16 protein-coding genes are annotated in these 16,932 nt (G+C 69.2%); 2 read left to right on the top strand and 14 right to left on the bottom strand.

Annotated elements, in window-relative coordinates:
* Nucleotides 1-141 precede the first annotated feature (141 nt).
* Nucleotides 142-2,547: a Tex family protein gene (locus ACWELJ_RS27985; protein ID WP_452369116.1), complete on the bottom strand. Its 2,406-nt coding sequence runs from the start codon at nt 2,545-2,547 to the stop codon at nt 142-144.
* 120 nt (nt 2,548-2,667) lie between these two features.
* Here ACWELJ_RS27985 and ACWELJ_RS27980 point away from each other — a divergent pair, with 120 nt between their 5' ends.
* Nucleotides 2,668-3,888, top strand: a complete 1,221-nt coding sequence (locus tag ACWELJ_RS27980; RefSeq protein ID WP_452369115.1) for an outer membrane protein assembly factor BamB family protein — start codon at nt 2,668-2,670, stop codon at nt 3,886-3,888.
* A 39-nt stretch (nt 3,889-3,927) separates the two neighbouring features.
* On the opposite strand, the gene trmD is transcribed toward ACWELJ_RS27980, so the two are convergent.
* Genes trmD through rpsP form a run of 4 tightly spaced genes read right to left on the bottom strand, consistent with a single transcriptional unit; the run spans nt 3,928 to nt 5,859 of the window.
* The gene (trmD, locus tag ACWELJ_RS27975; RefSeq protein WP_452369114.1) at nt 3,928-4,629 is read right to left on the bottom strand and encodes a tRNA (guanosine(37)-N1)-methyltransferase TrmD; all 702 of its coding nucleotides are present in this window, start codon (nt 4,627-4,629) and stop codon (nt 3,928-3,930) included.
* Between the two features lie 4 nt (nt 4,630-4,633).
* Nucleotides 4,634-5,173 (bottom strand): ribosome maturation factor RimM, encoded by a 540-nt coding sequence (gene rimM / locus ACWELJ_RS27970; protein ID WP_452369113.1) that lies wholly within the window; start codon nt 5,171-5,173, stop codon nt 4,634-4,636.
* Entirely contained in the window at nt 5,174-5,416 is a 243-nt protein-coding gene (locus ACWELJ_RS27965) for an RNA-binding protein (RefSeq protein ID WP_029930032.1), read from the bottom strand.
* Nucleotides 5,416-5,859: a 30S ribosomal protein S16 gene (gene rpsP / locus ACWELJ_RS27960; RefSeq protein ID WP_452369112.1), complete on the bottom strand. Its 444-nt coding sequence runs from the start codon at nt 5,857-5,859 to the stop codon at nt 5,416-5,418. The genes ACWELJ_RS27965 and rpsP overlap by 1 nt, the downstream gene beginning before the upstream one ends.
* A 494-nt stretch (nt 5,860-6,353) precedes the next feature.
* Between rpsP and ACWELJ_RS27955 the strand changes: the two genes are divergently transcribed.
* Nucleotides 6,354-6,557, top strand: coding sequence for a hypothetical protein (locus ACWELJ_RS27955; protein ID WP_452369111.1), 204 nt, complete (start codon nt 6,354-6,356; stop codon nt 6,555-6,557).
* Between the two features lie 127 nt (nt 6,558-6,684).
* Here ACWELJ_RS27955 and ACWELJ_RS27950 read toward each other — a convergent pair whose 3' ends face one another.
* From ACWELJ_RS27950 to ftsY, 9 genes are all read right to left on the bottom strand, one after another.
* The gene (locus ACWELJ_RS27950) at nt 6,685-7,263 is read right to left on the bottom strand and encodes a Uma2 family endonuclease (protein WP_452369110.1); all 579 of its coding nucleotides are present in this window, start codon (nt 7,261-7,263) and stop codon (nt 6,685-6,687) included.
* A gap of 118 nt (nt 7,264-7,381) precedes the next feature.
* Nucleotides 7,382-8,482: an amidohydrolase family protein gene (locus ACWELJ_RS27945; RefSeq protein WP_452369109.1), complete on the bottom strand. Its 1,101-nt coding sequence runs from the start codon at nt 8,480-8,482 to the stop codon at nt 7,382-7,384.
* 28 nt (nt 8,483-8,510) lie between these two features.
* Nucleotides 8,511-9,248, bottom strand: coding sequence for an MBL fold metallo-hydrolase (locus tag ACWELJ_RS27940; protein WP_452369108.1), 738 nt, complete (start codon nt 9,246-9,248; stop codon nt 8,511-8,513).
* A 118-nt stretch (nt 9,249-9,366) separates the two neighbouring features.
* Complete coding sequence (gene ffh, locus ACWELJ_RS27935; RefSeq protein WP_452369107.1) at nt 9,367-10,941, bottom strand: signal recognition particle protein; 1,575 nt, start codon at nt 10,939-10,941, stop codon at nt 9,367-9,369.
* Nucleotides 10,942-10,990: 49 nt separating this feature from the next.
* Entirely contained in the window at nt 10,991-11,299 is a 309-nt protein-coding gene (locus ACWELJ_RS27930) for a hypothetical protein (protein ID WP_452369106.1), read from the bottom strand.
* Between the two features lie 187 nt (nt 11,300-11,486).
* The gene (locus ACWELJ_RS27925; RefSeq protein ID WP_452369105.1) at nt 11,487-13,934 is read right to left on the bottom strand and encodes a [protein-PII] uridylyltransferase; all 2,448 of its coding nucleotides are present in this window, start codon (nt 13,932-13,934) and stop codon (nt 11,487-11,489) included.
* 110 nt (nt 13,935-14,044) lie between these two features.
* Nucleotides 14,045-14,383: a P-II family nitrogen regulator gene (locus ACWELJ_RS27920; RefSeq protein WP_040859831.1), complete on the bottom strand. Its 339-nt coding sequence runs from the start codon at nt 14,381-14,383 to the stop codon at nt 14,045-14,047.
* Nucleotides 14,384-14,388: 5 nt separating this feature from the next.
* The gene (locus ACWELJ_RS27915; RefSeq protein ID WP_452369117.1) at nt 14,389-15,693 is read right to left on the bottom strand and encodes an ammonium transporter; all 1,305 of its coding nucleotides are present in this window, start codon (nt 15,691-15,693) and stop codon (nt 14,389-14,391) included.
* Between the two features lie 261 nt (nt 15,694-15,954).
* Nucleotides 15,955-16,932, bottom strand: a 978-nt coding sequence (ftsY, locus tag ACWELJ_RS27910) for a signal recognition particle-docking protein FtsY (protein WP_452369104.1), incomplete at its 5' end; no start/stop codon positions are given.

Below are 16,932 nucleotides of genomic sequence, written 5' to 3'. Positions count from 1 at the left end.
CCGTCGTCCGCGCGCCGGCCGTGCGTGGGGCCCCCTCGCCGGGGGGGCCGTGGTTTTTCTCCCGGCGTGGGCCACGGGCGTTTCTTCGCCCAAACGCGGGGGGGCCCCGGGGTTGCCGGGGCCCCCCACGTCGGTGTGGCGTTACTTGCCGAAGCCGGCGCGGCGCAGCGCGTCGGCCATGGAGCCGCTGGCGGCGGGCTGGTTGCGGCGGTCCTGGTTACGGTTGCCGCCGCCCTGGCCGCCTTGGCGGTTGCCGCCCTGACGGGCGCCGTTGTCGCGCCCGCCGCGCTGGCCGCCGCCCTGGCCACCACCCTGGTTCCCGCGGGGGCCTCGGTCTTGCTTGGGCTTGCCGGGCTCGTCGTCGAGGCGCAGGGACAGGCCGATGCGCTGGCGCTGCACGTCGACCTCGAGGACCTTGACCTTCACCACGTCGCCGGACTTCACGACCTCGCGCGGGTCCTTGACGAAGTTGTGGGACAGGGCCGAGACGTGGACCAGGCCGTCCTGGTGGACGCCGACGTCGACGAAGGCGCCGAAGGCGGCGACATTGGTGACGACGCCCTCGAGCACCATGCCGGGCTTCAGGTCGGCGACCTTCTCGATGCCCGCGGCGAATTCGGCGGTCTTGAACTCCGGGCGCGGGTCGCGGCCGGGCTTCTCGAGCTCGGAGATGATGTCGGTGACGGTGGGGACACCGAACTGCTCGTCGGTGAAGTCCGCGGGACGCAGGGCGCGCAGCGCGGAGGTGTTGCCGATGATCTCCTTGATGCCCTTGCCGCTGGCGTCGAGGATGCGGCGGACCACCGGGTAGGCCTCGGGGTGCACGCCGGAGGTGTCGAGCGGGTCGTCACCCTCGCGGATGCGGAGGAAGCCGGCGCACTGCTCGAAGGCCTTGGGGCCCAGGCGCGGGACGTCCTTGAGCCCGGCGCGATTGCGGAAGGGGCCATTGGCATCGCGGTGGGCCACAATGGATTCGGCGATCGAGTTGGAGATGCCCGACACTCGCGACAGCAGCGGAACCGAGGCGATGTTCACGTCGACGCCGACCGCGTTCACCGCGTCCTCGACCACCGCGCCCAGCGAGCGGGCCAGCAGGGTCTCGGACACGTCGTGCTGGTACTGGCCGACGCCGATGGACTTCGGGTCGATCTTCACCAGCTCGGCGAGGGGGTCCTGCAGACGGCGGGCGATGGAGACCGCGCCGCGCAGCGACACGTCCATGTCGGGCAGCTCCGCCGACGCGTACGCCGAGGCCGAGTACACCGACGCGCCCGCCTCGGACACCACGATCTTGGTGGGCTTGTGCTCGGGGATGCGCGAGATGAGTTCGGCGGCAAGGGCGTCGGTCTCGCGGGAGGCGGTGCCGTTGCCGATGGCGATCAGCTCGACGTTGAACCGGGCGACCAGTGCGCCCAGCACCGCGAGGGACTTCTCGGTCTGGCCCTGCGGCTTGTGCGGGTAGATGACCTCGGTGGCGACGACCTTGCCGGTGGAATCGACCACGGCCACTTTCACACCGGTCCGGTAGCCCGGGTCCAGGCCCATGGTGGTGCGGGTGCCGGCGGGCGCGGCCAGCAGCAGGTCGCGCAGGTTGGCGGCGAACACGTCGACGGCGTCGCGTTCGGCGGACTGGCGCAACCGCATCCGGGTGTCGATGCCGAGGCTGACCTGCAGCTTGGTCCGCCACGCCCAGCGCACGGTGTCCAGCAGCCAGCCGTCGGCGGCCCGGCCGCGATCGGCGATGTCGAACTTGACGGCGATGCGGCCCTCGTAGATGGAGCGCTGCCCGTCCTCGAGTTCCTCGGTGTCGGGTTCGAGGTGCAGGTTGAGCACCTCCTCCTTCTCACCGCGCAGCAGCGCCAGGATGCGGTGCGAGGGCAGCTTGTGGAACGGCTCGGAGAATTCGAAGTAGTCGGCGAACTTCGCGCCCGCCTCCTCCTTGCCCGCGCGCACGGTCGAGGACACCTGGCCGCGTTCCCACATGAGTTCGCGCAGTTCACCGACCAGGTCGGCGTCCTCGGCGAAACGTTCCACCAGGATGGCGCGGGCGCCGTCGAGCTGTTCGGCGGTGTACTGCGCGGGATCGGTGGTGGGATCGCCCAGCAGCGCGTCGGCCACCGGCTCGTGCCCGGCCTCGCGCGCGATCTGCGCCTTGGTGCGCCGCTTCGGCTTGAACGGCAGGTAGATGTCCTCGAGGCGGGCCTTGGTGTCGGCGAGCATGATCTGCGCGTGCAGCGCCTCATCCAATTTGCCCTGGCCACGGATGGATTCGATGATCGAGCCCCGGCGCTCGTCGAGTTCGCGCAGGTAGTGGAGGCGTTCGTCGAGGGTGCGGAGCTGCGCGTCGTCGAGCCCGCCGGTGACTTCCTTGCGGTAGCGGGCGATGAACGGCACGGTCGAGCCGGCATCGAGGAGTTCGACGGCGGAGCGCACCTGCTCCTCGCGCACGCCCAGCTCGTCGGCGATACGCCGGCCGACGCTGGCGAGGCGGACGGTGCCGGTGGCACCTGCGGATGCTGCGCTGACGGTTTCGGAGGCTGTCGTCACGCCCGCAGACACTACCGCCGCCGCCCGACACCCGGTGCAACGCCCACGCGCGATTCGGTCCGTTCTGTCCCGCGAGTCTCGGATCGGCGCGCCGCGAGGCCGGTGGCAGGATCGACCCCCGTGCCGATCCCGACTCTGCGCGAACGTGTTCCACGTCGAGTGTTCCGGGCCTGCGCCCGCGTCGCCCTGGCGGTGGGGCTATCGGCGGTCGCGGCGGGCTGCGGTTCGAGTGGTTCCGCCGCCATCGCCGACGTATCCACGGTGCCCGACCTGGACCTGAGCGCGGTCAAGACGCTGTCGCTGGGCCCGAGCGAATCCTTCGGGGTCATGTCCACGGGGGTATATACCCTGGCCGACGACGGCATCACCCGCATGGATGTCCGTACCGGACTACAGCTTTGGAAGATCGCGTCGACCGGCGCACCGCCCGAGCAGGGCAAGATCCAGGTGCTCGACCGCGGACATGTGATGCTGGCCGGATGGCGGGGCGCCCCGGGACTGACCGCCTACGACACCAGCTCCGGCAAGCGGCTGTGGGACACCCCGGCCGAGCAGTGGTTCGAGTCGGATTCCGGCACCGGGCAATTCGTCCACCTCGATCCGCGCACCGGCGAGCAGCGATGGTCGGTCGATCCGGGAACGCTCGGTTGCGCCACACCGCTGCCGAAAGACCTTCCGGCCCTGTTCGATTCGGATGTGCCGAGCCTGGCCGAAGGTCCCGGCGTGGTGGTATTCCGCTGTACCGCGGCAGGCGGCCGGACTGTCGTCGGCGGACTCGACCGCACCACCGGAGCCACGGTCTGGCGTCGCGACATCCCCGAGAAGGGCAATTTCCTGCGCGGCCCTGGACGGATGGCCATCGTGGTGGCCGAGGGCACCGTCGACACCGTCGACATGGCCGACGGAACCTCACTCGGCAGCCGGAAAGCAGCCTCCGACAAGGAATTCCGCGCTCTGCTCGCCGACGGGTCATCACTCACGATGGACAGCTATGTCATCGCCGACGACAAGGACATGCGCTTGCAAGCCCCCAACGGCAGCGTCCGCTGGAGCGTGCCGCTGGACGCGAGCAAGGAGGAGATGCAGCCGCTCATGGTGAGCGGCCGCAACGCGGTCCTGCTGCTCATGCGGGAGAACAGCGGCGCGAAGGCGTGGCTGGTGGCCTACGACACCAAGAACGGCAAACGTACCGTCATCCTCGGCCCGGGCCCGACCGCGGCGGGCGAAAAGCCCACGCTCACCATGAATCTGGACATCTCTCACACGCGCCTTTACCCCGCGCCGTGGGGCATCCTCGTCACGGGTTCGGACAACAGCTACGCCGCCATCCCGAAACGCTGACCGCGCGACCGACCGCAGCCGAGTTCGGTCGGTGCGGCCTCAGCCCAGCTCGGTCGGCGCGGCCTCGGGCAGCAGGTCGGGCCTGCGCTCGGCGGTGCGTTCCAGCGACCGCTCACGCCGCCACTGCGCGACCTTGGCGTGATTGCCGGACAACAGGATCTCCGGCACGTCCAGTCCACGCCAACTCACCGGCCGCGTGTAGGACGGGCCCTCCAGCAGGCCGTCGGAGAACGAATCCTGTTCGTGGGATTGCTGATTGCCGAGCACGCCCGGGATCAACCGGACGAACGCCTCGGTCATCACCAGCACCGCGGCCTCGCCGCCGATCAGCACGTAATCGCCGATGCTGACCTCCTCGACGCGCACGCGTCGCGCGGCGTCGTCGAAGACCCGCTGGTCGATGCCCTCGTAGCGGCCGCAGGCGAACACGATGTGGCTCTCGCCGGACCACCGCTGCGCGGTCTCCTGTGTGAATGGCACGCCCGCGGGGGTGGGCACCACCAGCAGGGCGTCGTCCGGGCACACCTCGTCGAGGGCGTCGCCCCACACGGTCGGTTTCATGACCATGCCGGGGCCGCCGCCGTAGGGGGTGTCGTCCACGGATTTGTGCACGTCGTGGGTCCAGCGGCGCAGGTCGTGCACCTCGACCTCGAGCAGGCCCTTGTCGATGGCCTTGCCCAGCAAGGCCGCTCGCATCGGTTCGAGGTATTCGGGGAAGATCGTGACGACGTCGATACGCATGCCGCTACTCCGGGTCCAGCAGGCCCTCGGGCGGGTCGATGACGATCAGTCCGTCGGCGACGGACACGGTCGGCACCATGGCCAGCACGAACGGCACCAGGATCTCCCGGCCCGCGGGCGGGAAGGCGTCCCCGGCCTTGATCGAGAGCAGTTCTCCCGCAGCGGAATGCAGCACTTCGTTGACGGTGCCGACGACGGTGCCGTCGGCGAGTTCGACACGCAGCCCTTCGAGCTCGTGGTCGTAGTACTCGTCCGGATCCTGCGACGGCGGCAGGTCAGCGGTGTCGACGACGAACAGCATGCCGCGCAACCCATCCGCGGCGGTGCGATCGACGAGCCCGTCCAGACGCAGCAGAAGCCGGCCCGAGTGCTCCCGGGCCGACTCCACTACGAATTCCTGCGTCTGCTTCGCGCGCGGCAGCTTCCCCTTCAGGACGCTGCCGGGCGCGAACCGCAGTTCCGGCTCGTCGGTGCGGACATCTACGACGAGTTCGCCACGCACACCGTGCGATTTGGCGACCCGTCCGACCACGAGCTCCGTCATCTACTGATCCGTGTCGACCACGTCGACGCGAATGCCCTTGCCGCCGATGCCGGCGACCAGGGTGCGCAGGGCGGTCGCGGTACGACCGCCGCGACCGATCACCTTGCCCAGATCGTCGGGGTGCACGTGCACCTCGACGGTGCGGCCACGCCGGCTGGTGATCAGCTCGACGTGGACGTCATCCGGATTGGCGACGATGCCGCGAACGAGATGTTCGACAGCATCAGCCACGACGGCACTCATTACTCGGCGGCTTCGGTGGTGGCCTCAGCGGCCTCGGCCTCGGCCTCGTCCTTCTTGGCGGCCTTCTTCTTGGGGGTGACGGCCTCGGCGACCGGCTCGTTCTCGGCGGCGGCCAGCGCGGCGTTGAACAGGTCCAGCTTGGACGGCTTCGGGGCCGCGACCTTCAGGGTGCCCTCGGCGCCCGGCAGGCCCTTGAACTTCTGCCAGTCGCCGGTGATCTCCAGCAGACGCTTCACCGGCTCGGTCGGCTGCGCGCCGACACCCAGCCAGTACTGGGCGCGCTCGGAGTCGATCTGGATGAGCGAGGGCTCCTGCTTCGGCTGGTAGATGCCGATCGACTCGATGGCGCGGCCGTCACGACGAGTGCGGGCGTCGGCGACGACGATGCGGTACTGGGGGTTGCGGATCTTGCCCAGCCGGGTCAGCTTGATACGAACAGCCATGAGCTGCTTCCTTTCAAAGGTTGGTCACGTCGCAATTCAGCGACCCACTCGCGGTGGGCCCGGTTTTGCGTCAAGTGCTGTGACCGCCGCGCGGTACGGAACCGGAGACGGGCTGACACTGTCCTCGATGAGGACGGTCGTTCATTCTGCCAGACGGCCCGTCGGCGGAAGAAATCGCCCCGAACGGGCCCGGAATCAGCACAGCCCACCGGATGACCCGGCGGGCTGTGGACGGCGATGGGCCTACTACGGCTGCGCCGGGGTAGAGCTGCCGGACGTCAGCGCGTGCACAATCAGACCGGCCAGGACGCTAATGGCCAGGCTTTCGATAGACCCCACGGTCTTCTCCTCAACGGGTAGAACAATGAAACGTGTGAAGCATGCACGATTCACTATCCCCGCGCAGGGGAATCGGCAGAAGAGTCCTACCAGCGACGCGTACGCGCTCGCGCCCAGATCGTCCGGGCATTCCGGCCGGGCGGTTGCCGTACGCGGTGCGGACCGACGGCACCCGCTCCGAAGCGGCCGGATCGGTGCAGGCGACCTTCTTCATCGACTTGCGGTCACCGCAGTCACCGAGCTTCGCGGTACCCATGGACGTCGGGTCGGTGTCATTGGCGCACACCACGATCGCCCGTCCGCCCAGCGACGACTGCGCGAACGCCAGCCGCGCGACCGGATGCTGCTTACACGCCTGATCGGTGACCGGAATCTTTCGTATGCAGCTCGGTGGCGACAGCGCAGGGGCGATCCTAAGACCGGCATTTCGGAGCTCGGGTGACGGATTCGGGTACCTATCCGACCGGTTATGTGAGTACCGACAGATCAGCGAAGCTCAGCTGTCGCGATCTCGACCAGGACCGGGGCCGGCGGCGAGACTACTTCCCCCGCCGCCGCGTAAATCTCTTGGCGATACCCGGATTCGCCCAATCGATAACCGCAGAATTTGGCAGGTTTGCCTTCGGGCAGTTCGACGATCCACAGATAGGGAACTCGAGCGGCGGCGTATCCGGCGATTTTCGTATCGCGTTCCTCACGCGTGTTTCCCGACGACCAGACTTCGACGGCCAGCACCAGTTCGTGCGCCTCGAAGCTCTTGCGGTGCGCGTCAGCCGCGACGACCGCGACATCGGGGATGACGCCGGTCCGGAACGCTGTGCTGATCTTCACGCCGACGCCGGGAAGCACCTGGAGATCCGATCGCCCTGCAGCCCGGACCGCCGCGCGAAGCGCCACGAACAACTCGCCGGTCGCGTACTGATGCGACCCCGTGGGTGGAGGTGTCATGTAGAGGTACCCCAGGACGAGCTCGAGACGAGATCCATCGGACGGCTGCTCTGCGGCCAGCCAGTCTTCCATGGTTGACGGGCCGAGTGGGTGGAACGTCGAAACCTCAGCGGTCATCGTCATTTCCCGTCCGATCTGTCCGGGTGTCGGTTCAATCTGATCGACATTGTTTCATGCGCTGAACAGCCGTGGCCCGAACGCGGGACATGCACCGCCGATCCGCATGCCAGTGGGCTCAGCGGTACGCGGTCACCGGGTCGCGGCGGTCGTAGACGCGGCCGCGCAGGACGACCCAGGACGGGGTGGTGAGGATGCGCAGATTCACGCGCGGATCATCCTGGTAGACAACGAAATCGGCGGGGGCGCCGGGGGTGATGCCGGGGTGGACGAGCCAATCCCGGGCGTTCCAGGTGGAGGCGCCCAGCGCGTCGTGGGAGCTGAAGCCCGCCTCGGTGAGGGCGATGATCTCGTCGGCGATGCGGCCGTGGCGGATGGAACCGCCCGCGTCGGTGCCGGTGTAGATGGGGACCCCGGCGTCGTGGGCCCTGGCGACGGTGTCGCGGGAGCGGCGGTGCAGGTCGCGCATGTGGGCGGCGTAGGCGGGGAATTTGGTCGCGCCGTCGGCGATTCCGGGGAAGGTGTCGATATTGATGAGGGTGGGGACCAGGGCGGTGCCCTGAGCCGCCATGGTGGCGATGGTGTCGTCGGTGAGGCCGGTGCCGTGTTCGATGCAGTCGATGCCCGCGGCCAGCAGGCCGGGCAGGGCGTCCTCGCCGAAGACGTGGGCGGTGACGCGGGCGCCCTCGCGGTGGGCGGCGTCGATGGCGGCCTTCAGGACCGGATCCGACCACAGCGGCGCGAGGTCGCCGACCGCGCGGTCGATCCAGTCGCCGATGATCTTCACCCAGCCGTCGCCGCGCCGCGCCTGCTCGGCCACGATGTCGGGCAGGTCGCGCTCGTCGTCGAGTTCGATGCCGAGTTCGCGGATATAGCGTTTGGGGCGGGCGATGTGGCGGCCCGCGCGGATGATGCGCGGCAGGTCGGCGCGCTCGTCGAGGAAACGGGTGTCGACCGGTGAGCCCGCGTCGCGCAGCAGCAGCGCCCCGGCGTCCCGCTCCACCTCGGCCTGCGCGATCGCGCCTTCCGAATCCTCGTGCCCGCCACCGTGTTTGATGCCGACGTGGCAGTGCGCGTCGACCAGGCCGGGCAGGATCCAGCCGGAGGCGTGCACGGTGTCCGCGCCGGGCACCGGCTCGGCGGAGATCACCCCGTCGCGCACCCACAGATCGCGGAGTTCACCGTCGGGCAGGACGAAGCCACGGAAATGCAGCCGCATGGGATCACTATCGCACGGTCGGCGACCGCTACGACCGCGCGAAGGCGCCGAGCAGCGCGGGCAGATCCGCGCGGATCGGGAGTCCGTGCCCGGGCACCAGCACCTCGGCACCCAGATCGGCGAGGGTCCGCGCGCTCGCCAGCGTCTCGGGCTCGTCGTGATTGAACACGCCGGGCAGCAGCTGCAGACCGGTCCCCCGCGCGATCGGGTGACCGGTGACCAGGGCGTCCCCGGAGAACAGCACGCCCTCCGAGGGCATGAAGTACGCGGTGTGACCGTTGGTGTGACCGGGTGTCGGCACCGCGACGAGCCCGCCCGGCAAGGCCGCCAGCGTCTCCGCGTCCGCGGCCACCGCCGTCGGCACGCTCATCCCGATGTGCCCCACACAGGCCCGCAAGGTCTGCGCCACCCACACCGCCCCGCGCCGCGTCACCAGCTGCCCGGCCATCTGCCTCGGCGTGATCTGCTGCAGATACTCCCGTTTCGCGTGCCGGACCTCCTCCGGCCCGGTGTACACCGGCACCCCGAGCCGCTCGACCAGGGTGGGAATCGCCCCGATGTGGTCCAGGTGCGCGTGGGTGATGAGGACCGCCGCGATATCGCCGAGCTGGTACCCGATCTGGGACACCGAACTCAGCATCGCGGCGGTATCTCCCGGATACCCCGCGTCCACCACGGCCACACCACGATCATCACCGACCAACGCCCAGTTGACGTTCGTGCCCGCCACGACGTACACGGAATCGGAAACCTGATCGATCTTCACGCCCGAACGGTACCCAGAATCCGCGCGTCGCACCCGGCGGGCCGACCGCCTCGAAGAGCCTTGCCGGGAGCAGTTCGGCCCCGCGCGGTCGCGCGGGGCCGAATCACGTTGCCGCGGGTCAGTTCTTGGGGAAGTTCAGCTTGCTGAGATCGAAGCCTTCCAGACCCGGCGGCAGCTCGTTGAGACCGGCCGGGAGGTTGGACAGGTCCGGCATACCGCCGGGCATGCCGCCCGGGAGACCGGGCATGCCCGGGAAGCCGCCGCGCACCTTCGGCGGGGTCGGGCCGCGTCCGCCCTTCTTGCCCTTCTTGCCGCCCTTCTTGGTGTTCTTGCCGCCCCGGTTGCCGCCGGGGAAGCCGAACTGGCGGCTCATCGCGCCCATCATCTTCTTGGCCTCGAAGAAGCGGTCCACGAGCTGGTTGACGTCGGAGACCGCCACACCCGAACCGTTGGCGATGCGCAGGCGGCGGGAGGCGTTGATGATCTTCGGGTTGGCCCGCTCGGCGGGCGTCATGCCGCGGATGATGGCCTGCACCCGGTCGAGCTGCTTGTCATCGACCTGCGCGAGCACGTCCTTCATCTGGCCCGCGCCCGGCAGCATGCCCAGCAGGTTGCCGATCGGGCCCATCTTGCGGATGGCCAGCATCTGCTCGAGGAAGTCCTCGAGGGTCAGCTCACCGGAGCCGATCTTGCGGGCGGCCTCCTCGGCCTGCTTGGCGTCGTAGACCTGCTCGGCCTGCTCGATCAGGGTGAGCAGGTCGCCCATGCCGAGGATGCGCGAGGCCATGCGGTCGGGATGGAAGACGTCGAAGTCCTCGAGCTTCTCGCCGGTGGAGGCGAAAAGGATGGGCTGGCCGGTGATCTCACGCACCGACAGCGCGGCGCCACCGCGGGCGTCGCCGTCGAGCTTGGTGAGCACGACACCGGTGAAGCCGACGCCGTCCCGGAAGGCCTCGGCGGTGGAGACCGCGTCCTGGCCGATCATGGCGTCGAGGACGAACAGGGTCTCGTCGGGGTTGACGGCGTCGCGGATGCCCGCGGCCTGCCGCATCAGCTCCTCGTCGATGCCGAGGCGACCGGCGGTGTCGACGATGACCACGTCGTACTGCTTGGCGTTGGCCTCCTCGATACCGGCGCGCGCGACGTCGACCGGATCGGAGGCGGAGACGCCCAGCGGGTTCTCGCCGCCGCCGATGGAGGTGCCCGGATGCGGCGCGAAGACCGGCACCCCGGCCCGCTCGCCGACCACCTGCAGCTGGGTGACCGCGCCGGGACGCTGCAGGTCACACGCGACCAGCAGCGGGGTATGGCCCTGGCCCTTCAGCCATTTGGCGAGCTTGCCCGCGAGGGTGGTCTTACCGGCACCCTGCAGACCGGCCAGCATGATGACGGTGGGCGGGTTCTTGGCCAGCCGCAGTCGCCGGGTCTCGCCACCGAGGATATTGATCAGTTCCTCGTTGACGATCTTGACGACCTGCTGGGCCGGGTTCAGCGCCGCGGAGACCTCGGCGCCCTTGGCGCGCTCCTTGATCTTGGCGATGAAACCGCGCACCACGGGCAGCGCGACGTCGGCCTCGAGCAGGGCCAGGCGGATCTCCCGAGCGGTCGCGTCGATGTCCGCCGGCGACAGGCGTCCCTTGCCACGCAGATCCTTGAGGGCACCGGCCAACCGGTCGGAAAGGGATTCGAACACCGATGCTCCTGATCTCGAGGGACGTTCACTCGAGATACCAGGGTAGTGGTTATTCGAGCGACCGCGGGCGGGGGCCGGGGCGGCGCAGGTCGTGCTTCTCGATGGCAACCATGCCGACCGCCTCGCGGGCGGTGAGGCCCAGCTCCAGGGCCAGCCCGTCGAGGATCGCCCAGCCGGCGTCCGACGGGCTCTCGCCGGTGACGGCGGAGGCGATGGTCATGGCGGTCACGGCCTGCTGGCCGGTGAGGGTGCGGCCGGGCAGCCAGGACACCACCCAGCGGTCGCCACCGACACAGCGGGCGATGTGCGAGGTCAGATCGCTCGTCATCATCGACGCGGAAACGACTTCGATTGCCACCGAACCACTCCCCTCGTGCTCGCGACTCGTGACTGACACGTGCACGCGAATACTAGGGTGTGACGCCGGTCACCCGACCGGCATTACAGCAAATCTACTGCAACATTCTGATTAACTGGCAAACGCATGGTTTGCCGGTTACTTCCGACGCCTGCTCTCCGACCGGAAAACCGCTGGAAGATCCGATTCAGCTGTCCGATTCGGCCGGTTTCTTCGGTTGTTGAGGCGGCACCACCGCGAGCACCGCCGCCGAGATCTCGGCCCGCCGCCCGGGCGTGTCGGTGTCGCCCAGATCCAGGCAGAACGTGTCGATGACGGCGGAACCCATGGTCACCACCTTCGCCCACGACACGTTCACCCCCGATTCGGCCAGCGCCGCGGCCAACCGGTTCAGCAACCCGATCCGGTCCTCGGCCCGCAACTCCAGCAACACCCGGCCCGGCTCGGCGGTGTCGTGCCAGAACACCCGCGGCCGCGCCTGCGCGAACGGACTCGGCCCGGCGCCGACCGCGTCGCGCTCCTTGCGGGCCAGCACCGACGCCAGATCCAGATCGCCGTTGATGGCGCGGATCAGCTCCTGCCGCAGCAGGCCGGCGTCCGGCGGATCACCGAATCGCGGCGCCACCACGAAGGTGTCGATGGCCGCCGCGCCCACACTGGCCAGCTCGGCCGACAGCACCCGCAGCGAATGCACGGCCAGCACGCCCGCCGCCTCCGACAGCAGGCCCGGACTATCGGGGGCCACCACGGTGACCACGTGGTGGTAGCGCCCGTCGCCAGGCCTCAGATCCACGTGCACGCCACCGGATTCGGCGCGGGCGCGCAATTCCTCGGGGATCGGGGTCGGCTCCGGCAGCGGCTCACCCGCCATCGCATGACGGCAGTTGCGGACCAGATCGCCGATCAGCGAGGCCTTCCAGTCGTTCCACACCCCGGGCCCGGTGGCCAGCGCGTCGGCCTCGGCCAGCGCGGCCAGCAGTTCCAGCAGGTGCGGGTCGCCGTCGAGGGCGTCGATCACCATCTTCACGGTGTCGGAGTCGGATGTGTCGCGGCGCGTGGCGGTATCGGGCAGCAGCAGATGGTGACGCACCATGGCCGCGAGCGTCTGCACGTCGGAAGGCCACAGCCCCAGGCGATTTCCGATCGACACCGCCAGTTCCGCGCCGACCACGCTGTGGTCCTCGCTGCGGCCCTTGCCGATGTCGTGCAGCAGCGCGCCCAGCAGCAGCAGGTCCGGACGGGAGACGCGGGTGGACAACGCCCCGGCCTGGGCGACGGTCTCCATCAGGTGGCGGTCCACGGTCCAGGTGTGCATGGCGTCGCGCGGCGGCAGGTCGCGCACCACGCCCCACTCCGGAAACAGCCTGCCCCACAAGCCCGTTCGGTCCAGGGCCTCGACCGCGTCGACGGCGCCGCGGCCGGCGCCCAGCAGCACCAGCAGGTCGTTGAGCGCTTCCTTGGGCCACGGCTCGCGGAGCTCGGGCGCGTCCTCACCGAGGCGGTTGAGGGTGGTGGCCGACATCGGCAGCCCGGTCTGCGCCGAGGCCGCGGCCACCCGCAGGATCAGGCCGGGATCGCGCTGCGGGCGAGCGTCACGGGCGAGCACCACTTCTCCGGAATGCTCGACCACCCCCTCATCGAGTGGTCGGCGCACCGGAACACGGCGCAAGCGCGCGAGCCCGCGGCGGGGCAGCGCGTTCCCGGCGGTCCGCAGCCCGACATCGGTGGAGTAGCCGATGGTGCGGGCCGCGTCGCTGAGCGTGCGGGCCAGATCGAAGCGGTCTCCGATCCGCAGGGCCGCCCCGATCTCGTCGGCGTCCTGCGCCCGCAGCTGGTCGCGGGCGCGGCCCGCCACCCGATGCAGCTCGGTGCGTACATCGAGCAGGCGGCGGTGCGCCTGCTTCAGCCCGCCGCCCGGCACTTCCGGACCGAGCCCCGGCATGGCGTCGGTCAGTTGTGCGATGGCGAGGGCGTCCAGCAACTGGATGTCCCGCAATCCCCCGCGCCCGTTCTTGAGATCGGGTTCGGCGCGGTGGGCGACGTCTCCGCTACGGCGCCAGCGGGTGTGGGCCTGCTCGATCAGGGCGTCGAAACGGGACCGGATTCCGGCCCGCCAGTCCCGGCGCACGCCGCCGATGAGCAGATTGCTCAATCCCTCGTCGCCGACGATGTGCCGGGCCTCGAGCATGCCGAGGCCGGCGGTGAGATCGTCGGCGGCCACGCGCAGCGCCTGCGGGACGGTGCGCACGCTGTGATCGAGCTTGATGTGGGCGTCCCACAGCGGATACCAGAGCTGATCGGCGACCTCGGCGACCCGGACGGGGTCGACGTCGTCGTAGAGCAGCACCAGATCCAGGTCGGAGTAGGGCAGCATCTCCCGGCGGCCCAGGCCGCCGACCGCGACCAGGGCCAGCCCGCTGTCGGCGGTGATGCCGACCTCCTGGCCCTTGGTGGTCAGCCACAGGTCGTAGAGATCCACCAGGGCCTCGCGCAGGGCCTCGGCGTCCAGACGGGCGGCGCGACCGGCCGAACCGTGTTCGGCGAGCAGCTGGTTGCGGGCCCGGACCAGGTCCGAGGCTCCTCCGGAGACCTTGGTGTCCTCGGCCTTGTCATCGCGTTCCTGCTGGAAACCCACAACCGCCCCTCTCGATTCAATTCAGTTCGCCGCCCCGACACGGGGACGGCCCCGCCACCGCCGGTTTCGACACCGACGGGGCCGGGGCCGCCACGGGGATCCCGCTCGAATTACAGAGCGTCGGAACCGCGTTCGCCGGTGCGCACCCGGACGATGGCGTCGACCGGGGTGACCCAGACCTTGCCGTCGCCGATCTTGCCGGTGCGGGCGGCTTCGACGATGACCTCGACGACCTTGTCGACGGAGGCGTCGTCCACCACTACCTCGACCCGGACCTTCGGGACGAAGTCGACCGAGTACTCGGCACCGCGGTAGACCTCGGTGTGGCCCTTCTGACGGCCGTAGCCCTGCACCTCGCTGACGGTCATGCCGAGCACGCCCGCCTGCTCCAGGCCGGTCTTCACGTCCTCCAGGGTGAACGGCTTCACGATCGCAGTGATCAGTTTCATGTTCGTCATGCCTCCTTGACGGCGGCGGTGCGCGCCGCACCACTCACAGCAGCGAAATCGTATGCCGATTCTGCGTGCTCGGACTCATCCAAGCCCTGGAACTCGGCTTCCTCGTTCGCCCGGAGACCGATGGTGTACTTGATGGCGAGCGCGATGATCAGGGTCGCGATGCCCGAGAAGGCAAGCACCGCACCGGCTCCCACGGCCTGCTTGATCAGCTGATCGAAGCCGCCGCCGTAGAACAGGCCCTTGACCGCGGCCGGAGCCTCGGGGGCGGCGACCAGGCCGACCATCAGGGTGCCGGCGATACCGCCGACCAGGTGGACGCCCACCACGTCGAGCGAGTCGTCGAAGCCGAACTTGAACTTCAGGCCGACCGCGAGAGCGCAGAGCACGCCGGCGACCACGCCGATGGCGAGCGCGCCGATGACGTTGACCGAGGAGCAGGAGGGGGTGATGGCGACCAGACCGGCCACGATGCCCGAGGCGGCGCCCAGGGAGGTGGCGTGACCGTCACGGATCTTCTCCACCAGCAGCCAGGCCAGCATGGCCGCACCGGTGGCGACGGTGGTGGTGACGAAGGTGGCGCCCGCGATGCCGTTGGAGCCCACGGCCGAACCGGCGTTGAAGCCGTACCAGCCGAACCACAGCAGACCGGCGCCGAGCATCACGAACGGCAGGTTGTGCGGACGCATCGGGGTCTTCGGCCAGCCCTTGCGCTTGCCGAGCACGATCGCCAGGACCAGGCCCGCGACACCGGCGTTGATGTGGACCGCGGTACCACCGGCGAAGTCGATCGCCTTGAGCTTGTTGGCGACCCAGCCGCCGTGCTCACCGGTGACGCCGTCGAAGGCGAAGACCCAGTGCGCGACCGGGAAGTAGACCACGGTGGCCCACACCGCCGAGAACAGCACCCAGGACCCGAACTTCAGGCGGTCGGCGACCGCACCGGAGATCAGGGCGACGGTGATGATCGCGAACATCAGCTGGAAGGCCACGAAGACCGTCGCCGGCACGGTTCCCGCCAGGGGGATGGCCGACTTGATGGTCTGGTCGGTGCTGCTGGCCAGGTACGTGCCACCGAACAGCGACTTGAGCCCGAAGTACTGGGTCGGGTTGCCGATCAGGCTGCCCTTGTCGTCGCCGAAGGCGACGGAGAAGCCGTACAGCACCCATAGAACGGTGACCACGCCCATGGAGGCGATGCTCATCATGATCATGTTCAGGACGTTCTTCGAGCGGACCATACCGCCGTAGAAAAACGCCAGTCCGGGTGTCATCAGAAGCACGAGTGCTGAACTCGCCAGCATCCATGCGGTGTCGCCGGTGTCGGCCGCACCGATTACGGGAAACGCCACCTTTTGTCCTCCTCATCGTCAGCCCCGCAGCAACCTGCGAATAAGCCTGCAATGAGATTCGTCAGTCGGTGTTTCCGCCGTGATCCTGCGGCGTTTCGCGTAGGTGAACGGATGAGATTGCAGTGTTGCGGTCACGTTTCCGAAACCGCGCAACTGTTACCGCGACATTGTGAGGATGATGTTGAATTCGATAACGATGCAGGTGAGAGACCGTTATCCGAGCAAGGCGTCGACGAAGGCGCCGGGCTCGAAGGGAGCAAGATCATCAGCACCCTCGCCCAAACCGACCAGTTTGACCGGTACACCCAGCTCATGCTGAACCTGGAAAACGATGCCGCCCTTGGCGGTTCCGTCCAGCTTGGTCAGCGCCACGCCCGTGATGTCCACGACGTCGGCGAAGACCCGCGCCTGCATCAACCCGTTCTGGCCGACCGTCGAATCCAGCACCAGGATGACCTCGTCCACTGCGGCCTTCTTCTCCACCACGCGCTTGACCTTGCCCAGCTCGTCCATCAGGCCGGTCTTGGTGTGCAGGCGGCCCGCGGTGTCGATGAGCACCACGTCCACGCCGCGATCGATACCGGCCGACACCGCGTCGAACGCCACGGCCGCGGGGTCCGCGCCCTCCTTGCCGCGCACGGTCTCCGCGCCCACGCGCTCACCCCAGGTCTGCAGCTGATCGGCCGCGGCGGCACGGAAGGTGTCGGCCGCGCCCAGCAGCACGCGGCGGCCGTCGGCCACCAGCACGCGCGCCAATTTGCCGGTGGTGGTGGTCTTTCCGGTGCCGTTCACGCCCACGACCAGCAGGATCGACGGGTGATCGGCGTGCGGTAGCGCGCGGATGGAGCGATCCAGCTCCGGGCGTAGCGCCTCGATGAGCACCTCGCGCAGCAGCGCGCGGGCCTCGGCGGCGGTCCGGACGCTGCGCCCGGCCATCTCCTCGCGCAGGCGCTCCACGATGGCGGCGGTGCTGCCGGTGCCGAGGTCGGCCATGACGAGGGTGTCCTCGATCTCCTCCCAGGAGTCCTCGTCCAGATCGCCACCGCCGAGCAGGCCCAGCAGCGACTTGCCGACGGCGTTCTGGGAGCGGGACAGGCGGCCGCGCAGCTTGGTGAGACGGCCCGCGGTGGGCTCGATCTCGGCGATGGCGGGCGCGGGGGCCTCGGCCTCCCGGGCGGGGGCGGTCGCACC

It is taken from the genome of Nocardia sp. NPDC004582, assembly GCF_053602115.1.
The sequence above is the reverse complement of the archived record's forward strand: the minus strand, read 5'-3'. Positions and strand labels throughout refer to the sequence as shown.